Origin of the sequence: Natronosporangium hydrolyticum (assembly GCF_016925615.1) — a bacterium.
Taxonomy (GTDB): domain Bacteria; phylum Actinomycetota; class Actinomycetes; order Mycobacteriales; family Micromonosporaceae; genus Natronosporangium; species Natronosporangium hydrolyticum.
This window is the reverse complement of record NZ_CP070499.1, coordinates 5041542-5055352: the sequence shown is the minus strand read 5'-3', so window position 1 is coordinate 5055352 and position 13811 is coordinate 5041542. Positions and strand designations below refer to the sequence as shown.

Annotated in this window: 10 protein-coding genes and 1 pseudogene; 4 read left to right on the top strand and 7 right to left on the bottom strand. The window is 69.1% G+C overall.

The genetic code is table 11. The features are described 5' to 3' along the window. Positions 1-17: 17 nt before the first annotated feature. Positions 18-1223 (bottom strand): M20 metallopeptidase family protein, encoded by a 1206-nt coding sequence (locus JQS43_RS22830; protein WP_239676419.1) that lies wholly within the window; start codon positions 1221-1223, stop codon positions 18-20. Positions 1224-1407: 184 nt separating this feature from the next. On the opposite strand from JQS43_RS22830, the gene JQS43_RS22825 reads away from it, so the two are divergent. Next, positions 1408-2622 (top strand): hypothetical protein, encoded by a 1215-nt coding sequence (locus JQS43_RS22825; protein ID WP_239676418.1) that lies wholly within the window; start codon positions 1408-1410, stop codon positions 2620-2622. A gap of 30 nt (positions 2623-2652) precedes the next feature. Here the strand turns inward: JQS43_RS22825 and JQS43_RS22820 are convergent, their stop codons facing one another. From JQS43_RS22820 to JQS43_RS22805, 4 genes and pseudogenes are all read right to left on the bottom strand, one after another. Further along, a complete protein-coding gene (locus tag JQS43_RS22820) occupies positions 2653-3489 on the bottom strand; it encodes a metal-dependent hydrolase (RefSeq protein WP_239676417.1) in 837 nt (278 codons plus the stop codon). A 105-nt stretch (positions 3490-3594) separates the two neighbouring features. Further along, a complete protein-coding gene (locus JQS43_RS22815) occupies positions 3595-4170 on the bottom strand; it encodes a TIGR03086 family metal-binding protein (RefSeq protein WP_239676416.1) in 576 nt (191 codons plus the stop codon). Between the two features lie 76 nt (positions 4171-4246). Next, positions 4247-6994, bottom strand: coding sequence for a phosphoenolpyruvate carboxylase (gene ppc, locus JQS43_RS22810; RefSeq protein ID WP_239676415.1), 2748 nt, complete (start codon positions 6992-6994; stop codon positions 4247-4249). A 60-nt stretch (positions 6995-7054) separates the two neighbouring features. Continuing rightward, positions 7055-7767: pseudogene (locus JQS43_RS22805) on the bottom strand (SDR family NAD(P)-dependent oxidoreductase). A gap of 182 nt (positions 7768-7949) precedes the next feature. Here JQS43_RS22805 and JQS43_RS22800 point away from each other — a divergent pair. From JQS43_RS22800 to JQS43_RS22790, 3 genes are all read left to right on the top strand, one after another. Continuing rightward, the gene (locus tag JQS43_RS22800) at positions 7950-8567 is read left to right on the top strand and encodes a hypothetical protein (RefSeq protein WP_239676414.1); all 618 of its coding nucleotides are present in this window, start codon (positions 7950-7952) and stop codon (positions 8565-8567) included. A 518-nt stretch (positions 8568-9085) separates the two neighbouring features. Continuing rightward, on the top strand, positions 9086-9664 hold the full coding sequence (locus JQS43_RS22795) for a hypothetical protein (RefSeq protein ID WP_239676413.1): 579 nt from the start codon (positions 9086-9088) through the stop codon (positions 9662-9664). 995 nt (positions 9665-10659) lie between these two features. Beyond that, on the top strand, positions 10660-11277 hold the full coding sequence (locus tag JQS43_RS22790; RefSeq protein ID WP_239676412.1) for a hypothetical protein: 618 nt from the start codon (positions 10660-10662) through the stop codon (positions 11275-11277). 168 nt (positions 11278-11445) lie between these two features. Here JQS43_RS22790 and JQS43_RS22785 read toward each other — a convergent pair whose 3' ends face one another. Continuing rightward, positions 11446-12726: a trypsin-like serine protease gene (locus JQS43_RS22785; protein WP_239676411.1), complete on the bottom strand. Its 1281-nt coding sequence runs from the start codon at positions 12724-12726 to the stop codon at positions 11446-11448. A gap of 128 nt (positions 12727-12854) precedes the next feature. After that, a complete protein-coding gene (locus JQS43_RS22780) occupies positions 12855-13790 on the bottom strand; it encodes a biliverdin-producing heme oxygenase (RefSeq protein WP_239676410.1) in 936 nt (311 codons plus the stop codon). Between the last annotated feature and the right edge of the window lie 21 nt (positions 13791-13811).

The window sequence follows — 13811 nt, the reverse complement described above, 5'->3', positions numbered from 1 at the left end:
GGCGCCGGTCGCAGCCGTCAGGTCGCGGTGAGCCGGCGGGTGGCCAGCTCCGCGAGCAGCGCCGCCCCGTCCGATAGCACGCTGTCGTCGAAGCGCGCCAGCGGCGAGTGGTTGGTCGGTGCCGCGGCCGGGTCGTCGTCGGCGCAGGTGGCGCCGAGGAAGACGTACGCGCCGGGCACCCGGTCGAGCACCCGGGAGAAGTCTTCGCTGCCGGTCATCGGGTTGGCGAGTTCTTCGTACCGTTGCTCGCCGAAGAGTTCCTGGATGGTTTGGGCTACGAAGGCGTGCTCGGTGGCGTCGTTGACGGTGGCTGGATACTCCTCGTGGAAGGTCGCCTCGGCGCGTAGCCCGTGGGCGGCGGCGATCTGTTCGCAGAGCTGGACGGCGTATTCCCGGACTCTGGCCAGTGGCTCCGGGGAGAAGGCGCGGACCGTCGCCTCGAAGGTCGCGTCGTCCGGGATAATGTTGCGTTTGGTGCCGGCGTGGAAGCTGCCGACGGTCACCACCACCGGCTCGAACACGTCGAACCGGCGGGTGACCATGCTCTGCAGCCCGAGCACCATCTCGCAGGCGGCGGGCACCGGGTCGAGGGTGCGATGCGGAGTGGAGCCGTGGCCACCCGCGCCGATGACCCGCACCGAAAGCCCGGCTGAGGCGGCCATCAACGTGCCGGGTCGGCCGACGAAGACTCCCTTGTGGTACATCGACGAGCTGACGTGGATGCCGTACGCGGCGCTCACCTCCGGGCCGGCGGCGGTCAGCACCCCCTCCTCGACCATGTACCGGGCCCCGTCGTGCCCCTCCTCTCCGGGCTGGAACATGAAGACCACGTCGCCGGCGAGCTGTTCCCGCCGGGCGGCCAGCAGCCGGGCGGCACCGACCAGGCCGGCGGTGTGCAGGTCGTGGCCGCAGGCGTGCATCGCCCCCTCGTGCTCGGAGCTGAACGGCTCGCCGGTGCGCTCGGTGACCGGCAGCGCGTCCATGTCTCCGCGCAGCAACACCGCCGGCCCGCCCGGGGTGCCGCCGCGCAGTACCGCGGTCACCGAAGAGAGCTGCTCGCCCAAGGTGATCTCCAGCGGTAGACCGTCCAGCGCGGCGAGCACGGCCTCCTGGGTACGCGGCAGGTGGAGCCCGATCTCGGGAATCTGGTGTAGGCGTCGCCGCAACGCCGCCAGCTCGTCCGCCATGTCGTTCGCCTCTTCGCGGAGCGCCAACTGGGTCATCTGGGTACCTCCGGTGTCCTAGCCTCGTCGCTAAAACGCGCTGCGGGGTGGTTGGCGACCAACCCTAGACCCTCACCGCTGGTGATCAAAGCGCTCGTCCGGTGGCGAGCGGCCTCGACGGGCCTGGCCGATCTCGATAATCTGGGTCTACAGCCGAGCGGATGATCGGCCAGTTGGGAGAGCCATGGCCCGTGGAGCGATGCCACCCCGCCCGCCAGCCGGTGGCCGGGGGCAGCCGCCGCGCCGGGGCGGCCAGCCGGCGAAGCCGGGCCAGCGGCCGCAGAAGCAGGGGCAGAAACCGGCGCAGAAGCAGGGCATGACCCAGGCGCAGAAGGCCGCCCAGACCCGGCATGTGCTGGAGCAGCAGCGGAAGGCCGCCGCCAAGGCAAATCAGCAGCAGCAGCACCGGCAGCGGCAGGCGGTCTTCATGCGGGAGGCGCACGGCCAGCGTCGCCGTAACGCCGCCGAGCAGCGCACCGCGGAGGTGGCGGAGCAGGTCGAGCAGCTGGAGTCCATCCTGGCTACCGGGGTCGGGCGGTCGCCGACGATCGACCTTGACTCGTTGTATCAGACCCCGGAGGCGGGGCTCGATTTCGACCCCGGTCCGTTGGCCACGCCGTATCCAGAGCCGGCGTGGGACGACTTCGCACCGGCCGGTGGGCTGCTGGGGAGTCTGGGCGGTAAGGCTGGCCAGCAGCGGCGGGAGGCGGCCGCCCGGGAGGCGTACGAGCAGGCTCGCCAGCAGTGGGAGGAGGCCGAGCGGCTGCGCGCGGAGCAGTTGGCGACCGCGCAGCGGGCGCATGAAGGGAAGCTGGCGCGGCAGCGGGAGCAGACCGAGCAGTACAACGGGCGGATCGCCCGGGTCGCGGCCGGCCTGCGGACCCGGGAGCCGGCGGCGGTCGAGAGTTTCCTGCGGACGGTGCTGAGCCGGGTGCCGTTGCCGGCAGGGTTTCCGCGCCGGTACGAGGTGCAGCACGACCGGGAGACCGAGCAGGTCCGGCTGCGGTTCGTGCTGCCGGGGCCGGACGTGGTGCCGACGGTGAGCCGGTACGAGTTCCGGGGCGGCGTCGAGGAGCTACGGGCGGTGCCTCGCCCGGAGCCGGAGATCCACCAGCTCTACCAGTCGGTGCTGGCCCAGGTGACGTTGCTGGTGCTGCGGGATGTCTTCGAGGCGGAGCCGGGCCTCGCCGGGGTGCGCCTCGAAGGGCTGGCGGACCGGCTCGACCCGGCCAGTGGCGCCCCGGTCTTCGCCCACCTGGTCCGGGTGGCGGCGGAGCGCGACCAGTTCGCGGCGCTGGAGTTGTTGGCGGAGCCGCCGGCTACCGTGCTCGGGAGGTTGCCGGCTCGGATCTCCCCCGACCCGTACCGGTTGACTTCCTTGCCGGTGGCCACCGGCTGAGCCGGGGCACGGCGGGTGGCCGGCGGTGGGTCAGCTGTCGGCCTCGGCGGGGTCGCCGGTGAGGCTCTCGGCGACCGAACCCGCCATCTCCTGGATCTCCGGCACCTGCCAGGTCGCGGCGGCGCAGGCGGCCAGGGTCAGGCCGGGCAGCAGCACCGCCCGCTCGAAGCCGCCGCCTGCTTTGACCGAGATCGCGGTCGGGGTGGTGAGCATGTACCACCGGCGGCCTCTGATCTTGAACGGCCAGAGCACCGGCACCCCTTGATGGGTGATCAGGTCCCCGATCAGGTGCACCAGACAGCCCAGCCCGACCGCCACCCCGAGCAGGGGGTAGCCGGCGGCGGGCAGGCCGGCGAACGCGATCAAGGTGACCGCCCCCGAGATCCCGGTGGTGACCAGCCAGCCTTTGGTGCGGGCCCACTCGGCCATGACTCCGCGGATCGCCAACGCCAGGGTGAAGAAGAGGACGGCTAACACCACCGGCCGGCCGAAGTGGTGCACCAGCACGCTCACCAGCGCTCCGACCATCGCCGCGAACGCGATGGTATGCGTAAATGTCCGGTGGCCGTTGCGGCGCCGCGGGTCGGACTTGGACCGGGTCAGGTTGTAGATGCCGCGGGAGAGCCACTCGATCCCGTTAGCTAGGGCCAGCGACGGCACCCCGAAGACCCGGGCGGCGGTGGCGCCGCCCCGACGGCGGAACACTTTGCCTTTGACATCCAGGTCGGGCAGCAGCGCGGCGCCCGCGCAGACCGAGGTGTAGACGGCCAGCTCCGCGGGAGCCTGGGCGTATCCCGCCACTGTGGTCACTAGGCCCGCACCGGCGAGCCACGCCACCGCTCCCGAGGTAGCATGTGTCGGCCCCATCACCATGGGTAGGCATCCTCCACTCCCGACGCCCTGAGCGCCCGGGTCAACCTACCCGACGGTGCCGACATCACCGCCGTGGGGATCTTGCGGAACCGCCTGCGGTCAGGCCCGGCGGCCGAACTCGGCGAGCAGCCGGGTCTGGGGGTCGGCGTCGGCCGGCACCGGCGGTGGGTCGGCGATCAGGCCGGCCGCCCGGTAGAGCGGCGCGGTCTCAGCGAACCACGCTGCGCACGCCGCCACCAGCTCCGACGGCAGCCGCTGGTCGGCGCCGATCGCCGTCGCGAGATCCCAGCCGTGGATAAGGTGATCGGTGAAGAGCTGCATCAGGTACGCGGTAGCGCTGTCGTCGCCGTAGGACAGGTGGACCACTCGGCCCGGCACCCCCGGCTCGGCCGCCGCCACCTTCGCCGCCGACATCGCGCTCCGCCACGCTGCAACCGGATCGGCACCGAGCTGATCGCCGTCGAACGCGTTGCCCACCTCGGCCATGCCGCGGCCGGCGAGCAGCTGCGGCGCCCACAGGTCCTCCACGGTTACGTGGTTGACCAAATGCCGGACGTCCCACTCGGTGCAGGGGGTGTCGGCATGCCACTGGTCTGCCTCGATCTGCCGGACCGCGGAGTCGAAGACATCGCACGCGGACTGGTAGAGAAACACTGAGTCGTGCTCGGCCGCCATGGCTGCGCCTCCCCGGGACCCCTCCCCACGGCTTCTCACTCCAGCCTAGCGCGGCACGCGACCGCTGCGGGACGGATCAGCCGGTGTTGCGCAGCCCCGCGGCGATGCCGTTGACCGTGGTGAGCAGTGCCCGCTGCAGCGCCGGATCGACCGGGTCGGAGTTTCGGTACTGGCGCAGCAGCGCCACCTGCAGATGATGCAACGGCTCCAGGTAGGTGTCGCGCACCGCCAGCGTGCGCCGCAGCCCCGGCTGGTCGTCCATCAGCTCGGTGCCGCCGGTCACCGCGAGCAGTTCGCTGGTGGTGCGCTCAAACTCGGCCTCGATCCGATCGAAGACCGGTCGCAGCCGGGTCGGCACCAGCGACTCGACGTACCGGCGGGCGATCTCCAGATCTGTCTTCGCCAGCATCATCTCCACGTTGGAGATGAAAGTGCCGAAGAAGTGCCACTGGCCGTACATCTGGGACAGCACGTCCGACAGGCCGGCGGCGCGGGCGGCGGCCAGCCCGGTGCCGACGCCGTACCAGCCGGGGACGATCTGCCGGCTCTGGGTCCACCCGAAGACCCACGGGATCGCCCGCAGTCCGGTCAGCCCCGCCCCGGAGTCCGGCCGCTTCGCCGGCCGGGAGCCGATGTTGAGGGCACCGAGCAGCTCAGTGGGGGTGGCGGCCCAGAAGTACTCCGGCAGCAGCGGATCCTCCACCAGCGACCGGTACTCGGCGTACGCGGCGTCGGAGACCGTGGTCATCGCCGCGTCCCAGTCGGCGAGCACGGTCAGCGACTGCCGCGGGGTGGTGTGCAGCACCGTGGCGCGCAGCACCGCCGCCACGGTCAACTCGAGATTCTCCTCCGCCAGCGCCGGCACTGTGTACTTGTCGGAGATGACCTCGCCCTGCTCGGTAACCTTGATCGCACCATCCAAAGTGCCGTACGGCTGGGCGAGAATCGCCTCGTGGGTTGGCCCGCCGCCCCGGCCGACCGTGCCGCCCCGCCCGTGGAACAACCGCAGCTGTACGCCGTGCTGGGCGGCGACATCGCGCAGCGCCCGCTGGGCCCGGTGGATCGCCCACTGGGAGGTGGTGATGCCGGCCTCCTTGTTGGAGTCGGAGTAGCCCAGCATCACCTCCTGTTCGTCGCCGCGGGCCCGCACGATCTCCCGGTAGGCGGGAACGCTGAGCAGCTCGTCCAGGATCGGGCCGCCGTTGTCCAGCTCAGCGATCGACTCCAGCAGCGGCACGAATCCGATCCGGGCACGGCCGGCGTGCGGGTCGACCAGGCCGGCCTCCCGAGCCAGCACCGCCGCCGCGAGCACGTCGTCCACGCCCCGGGTGGCGGAGATGATGTACGACTCCACCACCTGATCGCCGAACTGCTCCTGCGCGCTGCGGATGGTCCGGAAGACATCGGCGGTCTTCCGGGACGGATCCGACAGCGGCGTGTCCGGCGTCGACAGTGGGCGCCGGCTGCCGAGCTCGTCCGCGAGCAGCTTCGTGCGCTCCTGCCGGGACAGCTGGTCATAGCTCGGCACCTCCCCCACCTGCCGGTAGAGCTCGGCGAGCACCACATGGTGCGGGTCGGCATGCTCGCGCACGTCCAGGGTGGCGAGCTGGATCCCGAACGCGGTGACGGTCCGCAGCAAGGTGGCGAGTCGACCGTTGGCGACCAGCTCGCCCGCGTTGCCGGCGAGCGAATCCCGCAGCAGGGACAAGTCGGCGACGGCCGCCTCGGAACCGAGGTAGTCCCGGCCGGGAATGTGGGTGGTGCCGGCGGCGAGCCGGGCCCGGGTGTTCGCCAGCTTCGCCTTGATCGCCCGCGCCTTGAGCCGGTACGGCTCCTCGGCGTTCACCCGCCGGAACCGGTCATCCACCTCCGGCAGCGCCGCCAGGTCCCGGTCCAGACTCGCGGCGAGGTCAGGGGAGACCCCGCGCAGCCGCCGGGAGACGCTCAGCTCGGCGATCAGCAGCTCCATCGCCGACTCCATCGCCTGGATGCCGTGCTCATGCTGCAGCAGCAACACCTCCCGGGTCACCGCCGGGGTCACGAACGGGTTGCCGTCCCGGTCGCCGCCGATCCAGCTGCCGAAGGTCAACGGCCGGGCCGTCAGCGGCACCGCCACGCCCAGGTCACGCAGGGTGGTGGCGAGCCGGTCGAGCACCGCCCCAGCGGCGCCGTCGTAAAGGTCGCGCAGATAGTAGACGGCGTTGCGGGCCTCATCGGTCGGGTCCGGCCGGTCCAGCCGCAGCTCGTCGGTCTGCCACAGCAGGTCGAGCAGCTCCGCCAATCTGCCGTCGCGTGGGGTGCCCGGGGTGCCGTAGAGCGCCGCCTCGGCGGCCTCGGCGTCCAGCTCGTCGGCGATCGCGCGTTGCTTGGTGAGGATCGAGCGGCGCGCGGCCTCGGTCGGATGGGCCGTGAAGACCGGACGCACCGCCAGCCGCCGCACCGCCTCGGTCAGCTCGTCGGTGGGCACCCCCCGCTCGGCGATCCGGGCGGCCGCTTGATCCAACCAACCGCCCTCGGCCGAGCGCTGCCGGCGCAGCTCCCGCGCCCGGTGCACCTGCTCGATGATGTTGGCAAGGTGGAAATAGGTGGAGAAGGCCCGCGCCAGCTTCGTCCCGGTCGTCACATCCAGCCCGCCGAGCCGCTCGGCCGCCTGCTGCGGGTTGGTGCGCACCAGTGCGCGTACCTCTTCGACCAGGTCGAGCAGCGGCTCGCCCTCTTGCCGGGCCAGCGTCTGGCCGAGCAGACCGCCGAGCCGGCGGATGTCGGCGCGCAGCGCGGCGTCCGGGCCGGGCTGGTCGTCGGTCTGGCGCTCAGGGTGTGCCACGGGTCTCGCCCTCCAAGTAACAACGGTACGGAGGGACGGCGTTGTCCGGGTACCCGGATCCTACCGACCGCCCCGTACCTGCTCGAACCGGAACTCCCGGATGAAGCAGTCCCGGGGCTGCCCCACCGCGAACATGACGCAGTCGATCACCGACTGCGCGGTCAGGTCGGCGTCGGCGGTACGCGGGCCGGCCTGGACGAAGTCGGGCGGATAGAGCGAGATCACCCGTACCCCGGCGGGACGGAGCCGGTAAGAGGCGATCTCGGCGAAACCGGCCTGGGCATGCTTCGCCGCGTAGAACGCGGCGTGCGCCTCGGACCGGTGATGGCCGACCTCGCCGCAGGTGGAGATCAGGTTCACCAGGTCGGGCCGGTCGGAGCCGCGCAGCAGCGGCAGCAGATGCTTGGTCAACAACACGGTGCCGGTGGCCGCGCCAGCGATGGTGTCGATGATCTCCGCGTCGGTCGCGTCGGCCAACTCCGCACCCTCGATGTAGCGGGCGCCGTTGTTGACCACGATGTCGATCCGGTCGGTCCGCTCGGCCAGCTCGGCGGCGAAGCTGGCGACCGAATCCGGATCCGCTAGATCGCACTGCAGGGCCTCAGCGCCTCCGACTCCTCCTTGCCGGATGAGCGAAGCGGTCTGCTCGGCGGCGGCGGCATCCCGGGCGGAAACGTAGACGTAGCGCCACGCTCGGCAAAGGACAGTGCGATCGCGCGTCCGGTGTCTCGGCCTGCGCCGGTGACCACCACTCGCAACCCAGTAAGTGTCATGATCCCGACGCTACCCCACGTCTTATGGATCAATGGTAGTCACTGTTGCTCACTGCTACTAGACTGCTGCGCATTGCTTGGTCGACCCAGTGTCGGAGCCGGTTTGAGACGACTGGCTCGACTGCTGGTGACAATGAGGAGGGGCGCCGGTGGGCTGGGGAGATATGTGTCCGCGTGGAGCGGTGGGTTTGATCGCGGTGGCCGCGATGCTGGCGGCCGGAGGTTGCAGTTCGGACAGTGGCCTCCCGGACCCGCCGGAATCTCCGCCGTCAAACCCTGATCATTCGGTGGCGGAGGTGGACCTCACGGCGGATGAGGAGCAGGCGGTCGACGAGGCCCGCGCGGTCTTCGACCAGTTCATGACCGCCTACAACGACGTCCTCACCGCTGGCGACCCCGCCACCGACGAGGTGCTCGACGGAATCCTGCCCCTTGCTGGCGGGCCGTTGGCACGCGAAGTCAACGGAGAAATATTCGACAATTTTCAGGCTGGCGTACGGGCTGAGGGTGTAATCGAACACCAGTTCATCGAGATCGTATCCCTAGACCTCGATCAAACGACCGTAGTTGGTGGAGAAGATCGTCCAGTGCCTACTGTGCTGTTGCATTATTGCATGGATGCCACGGAATGGAAAAGTGTCGACAAAGATACGGGCGATGTTGTCGATGGACCGGGAGATCGTCAATTAACTACTGTGACTGCCATATATTTCGACTCAACGCCCGTCGCTGTGGCGGAGGAGAATCTTGACCCGAACTGGGAGGTCACAGAGATGGATGGCACGGGGGAGCCATGCTAGCGTCGCGGTCCTTCAAAGCGTTAGCCAGGCTAGCCGCATGGATGGTGATTGCGGTGCTTGGATTTGTTGGAATGGAAGCGGTCCCTCCTGTGCCCATGGCGGCGAATGCTTCGGGGGCGGGCTGCGACGGAGTCGAGCCGACTATCGACGACACGGCCTACTGCACAGCGCATGTCAGTGGTTCGATTACTGACGGTCCCCTCGAGATTGCGGTGCCAGAAGGGGGTGCAGGTCCTGTCCAGCTGGCCTGCATCAGGGTGCGAGGGTCTAATGATGACCGAGATGTCATCGAGCGAGATGGCCCTCGCGAGGTGAGTTGTAACCATCCTAAAGGCTGGTTCAGCCGGAGTTGGGATTGTCACCTGTCGGCGCGCCCCGAGGAGCCGCCGTCTAATGACACACCCGGGTTCGCGGAACACGGAGAAGAAGGCGAAGTCTACGAGGTCTCGTGCTATCCGCATGGTGAGGAGAATCCGCATGGGCTGGGGCCGCACTGGGCTGCCGGTCCGTGGGGGGCGGTGTCGGACCCAGAGTCTGCGCAGTGGCAGCCGGCCGACCTGGTTGTGGTAGCTGCGCCGCCGGATGATCTAGGTGGGGAGGAATCACGAATTCTTGAGCTGTGGGTCGAGGCCGTCAACGCGTTGGAGATGCACGGACCCGCGATCACCACCGCGCCTCCGCAGGGCACTCGCGGCCTCGTAAACCTGCCCGTGTGGTTTTGGACCGAGGAGCATGAGCACCGTTGGCCGGAGGAGTTGCACGCCGCTGCCGAAGCGCCGGAGCTGGGCGAGCGGGTCGACGTGTACGCCGAGCCGTTGTTCATGGAGTGGGACATGGGTGACGGGAACGTGCGCCGTTGTGACGGGCCAGGCGAAGCCTGGCAGAGCGGAATGGATCTGCTCAACCCAGCGCACGAGTGCCACCACACCTATCGGCGCACCAGCCGTGACGAGCCCGGCGGGGTGTACGAGATCGTGGCTATTACTACCTGGCGCGTGTGGTGGGACATCAATGGCAGCTTCGACAGTGAGCTGGAGATCCAGGTGGGTACGACCGGTGAGCTGCAGGTGGACGAGATCCAGGTGCTGACCTCATGATCGCTCCCCGTCGCGGGAAGCGACGTGGAGCCCACTGACCCATTTGACCGACCCCGGGGCTTGCGTATGCATGAGGTTCGCTGAGGAGTCGGTCAAGGATGAGTTCTCGCTGGGTGGTGAGTTCATTCCGAGCGGTTGAGGCGGCCGAAGACGCGCCTCGCTCGTAGCTGTGCACGGGTTGGTCACTCTGCTGAGTGGATCGCGACACCTGATCAACTACATCGCCGGTGTTCAGGTGATCCGCTTTGGCCAGCGGAGTCGCATACGCCTGCCCGACCTCCGCCACTCGACCTCCTGGGCGGGTCGGGCGGCGTCCAGCCCTCACCAAGCAACCCCGACATGGTTGGGTAGCGAGGATCTGTGCGAAATATCCGACTTTTAGTTACGAAAGATCCCTGGCTACCCAACCATGCTGGAAGTGGCGGCGTCTCGCGGCCCTGCTGCCGGGTTGGGGTGTGGAGCTGAAGATCCAAAGCCCTACAGCTGTACGACACGCGGCGTGCCGTACAGCTGAAGGGTAGTTGATCAACGCGGGACTGCGCCCCCGGAGCGAACTGCCGCCGTCGAGTAGGCCGGCGGGCAGGCAGCTCCACGGCGTGCCCGGCCACGGACAGTTTGCCTCACTCGGCTTGGTGGTTTGAACGCTGATCCATAAGGGTGGCAAACTAGCTCAAATGCGATGACTCGGTCACCACTCAACCCACCAAGTGGAACGGGCTAGCTCGAACGGCGCTGGGGACATGAACGCTTCGAGAGCCAGGTCGGGAACTGCACGTCGAACCGAAGTCAGCCCAGCCGGCTATCGGCGCCGGGCCGCCGCCAACAATGCTCCGTTTGTGCTCTCAGCTCTCATAGGCCACGTAGCAGGTTCCACCAGCATCCGGCGATCTATGGTCATCAACCTACGCGGCGAGCTGCGCCGCCGGGATACGACCGCCGCAAGGCGCGGGGATAAGGTCGCTGTGGCGGTGTAGGCCGGGCTCGGGAGGTGCCGGGTGGCGAAGTCGGCGAGAGATCGTGAGGACCGGGCGATCGAGCAGCCTCCGCGGGAGTTTCCGCTGGCGGCCGGGGTGGTTCGGGTCGCGGTCGTCCGGGCGCCGATCGCCGCCGGTGTGTTTGTCCTGGCCGGCGTAACCCTGGTGCTGCTGCTGCTGTTGGTGGTGCTGCCGTCCGCGGTCGCGCCGGTGATAAACCACCTGTTGTGGGCGGCGCTCTTCACGATCCTGGCAGCGGTCCGATTGCTGCGGGTGGTGTGGCCGCAGCTGCGGCAGGACGGGCCGGCGCGGTTGGTAGTCGACCAGGACGGGTTGACGATGGTGGCCGATGGCGAGCGGACCCACCTCGCCTGGAAGTCGGTGAAGTGGGTGGGGGTGACCCATGGTGTGCCACCGCGCAAACAGAGCCCGACCCTGGTGGTGTGGCCGAAGGCTAAAGCCGAGCCGCCGGCGGAGTCGGGCCGCCGAGGCTGGCTACCGATCCGATACCAGCCTCACCCGCGGTGGTTCCCCCAGCTCGGGCTGGTGCGGGTGATAGACCTGGCGTTGTTGCGGGCGTCCGAATCCGAGGTCACCGAGGCGGTGATGCAGGTGGCGGGGCGTCGCTGGCGCAGGTGACCGCAGGCATCCCGGTCCGTCTCCGCGGTGGGGGATGGCGGCAGGTCGGGTCGATCGTCCGGGGCGCCGCCCCGCCGTACGAGATCATGTGGCGTGCGACTCAGTGGTGAGGTATGGCCCGCAGGCCGGCCGTCGGCGAAGACGACCGACCTGCGGGCTGGGGAGGAGTTAGGACCCGACGGTCAGGGCGGCCCCGAACTGGGTGGCGTACCGGTCCAGGGTGTCCGTGACCTCTTGGTAGAAGGCCTGGTTCTCCAGGCCGGCATCGGACGGGCAGGCGCCGTTGTAGGAGACGCTGCCGCTGTGGATGCCCTCGGCGTAGTAGCCGGGGCTGTAGGTGGCGCCGCCCGAGTCACCGGAGCGGGTGCAGGCGTTGTGGACACCCATGTCGAAGACGGGGCCGTCCGAGTAGTTGGCGGTGGCGCCCTTCTGGGTGATGACCCCGCAGGTGACCTCGGTGGTGATGCCGGAGGCGCAGACCGGGGTGCCGACCGGTGAGCTGCGGGCGTCGAGGATGGTCACCGCGCCGGGGTACTCCCAGACGAACGGGCCGGTGCTCCAGTACGAGTTGGTGATCTGCACCAGCGCCTCGTCATGAGTGGGGAAGGTGGAGGCGACGAACGGGCCGACCGCGGTGCCGTGGTGGGAGGTGTCGTCGTTGACTCCACCGCAGTGGCCGGCGGTGAGGAAGTAGCGGTCGCCGGTGGTCGGGTTGTGGGCGTTGAACCCGATCGAGCACCAGTAGCCCATGGCCGGGATCTCGTAGCGGGTGCCGCCGTCGAGCCAGGAACCGTCGTGGTCGGCCGGCTCCGGCCGAACCGTGCCGGGGGAGACCCGCACCGCGTCGCCGTAGTCGGCGGTCAGCTCCTCGAAGGTGGTGACCTCGGCCGCGTCGACGGTCAGCAGCACCTGGTTGGCCGGCACGTCGATGCCCCACGAGTAGGCGTCCGACATGGTCGCCGGGTCCGACTCGGCCAAGTCGTTCAACTCGCCCTGGATCGACACCAGGTCGGCCTCGGTGTGGGCGACCGGCTCGACTGTGGTGCCGGTCGCTTGCACCGTGCCGGCGGTGGCCGGGTCGGTCGTGCCAGCCACCAGGGTCGCGCTCTCGTGATCGAACCAGACGCCACCGAACGAGTCGCCCAGCTGTGCGCGCAGCTGGTCGACTCGGGTGTCCAGGTCGCCGAGCGCCGCAAGCAGCGTGTCCAGCTCTGCCGGGCTGACGTCGAGGTCTCTGACGAGGGCCGCCCGCACGGTCGCGTCGGCGGGTGAGTGGGGGGTCTCGGCCCGGTCGGCGGCCGTGCTGATCCGCACGTCGGCGGGGGCGCTGTCGAATGCTCCGGCCGCGACGGCTGGTGGCGCGGCGGTGATCGCGAGTGCGCCGATCGCAGTGGCCGCTATCGCGCCACTCGCCAGCCGGTAGACCCGCGTAGATCCATGCCTGCTCATGGTGTCCTTTCGTGGGTGCACCCCCGCGGTCCGAACGGTTCGGACCCCGTAGCATGGACACTATTAAGTGAATCGATGCTCAGGCAGCCGGGCTGTGAAATCAACCACACTGGATGGCTGGGATGGATTCAGCCCCGGGGCGTGACTCCGAGCGCGGCGCAGGCGCGCCGGTACATCCGGACGACCTCCTTGCGCAGCTCCGTCCGGGCCTCCAACCGCCGCGAGAACGGCACCCGTACCGCCACCTCCGTCCTATCTACAGTGGCTATAAAGGTCATGGCCGTCGGATCCACGCCGGTCATCTGGACCGACCGGGCATCGGGCTGTCCACCCAGCGCCCGCACGATCAGCAGCGAATCCTCGGCGTGGTCCTCGTTCATGTGCTGGGTCACCTGGGCCACCACCGCTGGCGAGAACGGGTCCGCGCGTACCTCGCGGGCGAGTTCGGTGAAGACCTGCGCGTTGAGTCGATACGCGAGCGCCACCTCCGCGGTCATCCGGGCCTGCTCCTCCGGTTGGAAGGGCAATGCGTCGAGCTGTTCTCGGTACCGTCGCTTGAATCCGGTGGGCGAACCCAGGTCACTGAAGTCGTAGAACGCCACCCCCCGCCCGTCACCGAGGCCGTACGCGGTGCTGACCGCCCGCCGGATTACCTGCCCACCGGAGAGGTCGCCCAGGTATCGCGTGTAGTGGTGGGCGATGAACCCGGCCGGCCACGAAAAACAAGCCTGCCGTAACCGGTCGCAGTAGGCGGCCGTCGCTGGGCTCGGGGAGACCCGGTCCAGCCAGTCCGGTCCGATCAGATGGGCGAGGTCGGCGCGTAACCCCGGCAGCCTGGTGAGTTCGTCCACCACGAATGGGCCGGCTGTCGGATCCGGCCGCATCGCCTCAGCCGCCTGTTCCAGCACTTGGTAGATGTGCCAGTGCGCCACCACCATCGCGACGTATCCGGTGCGCGGCACCTCACCGGCTAGCAGCTCCTGGATGAACCCGCTTGACTCAGCGTGTTCGTGGTGGGTTTCGGTAGCGGCCCGCAGCTGTGCGGAGAAGGGGAGTGTCTCCATCGAATCTCTCCAGTCGGCTCG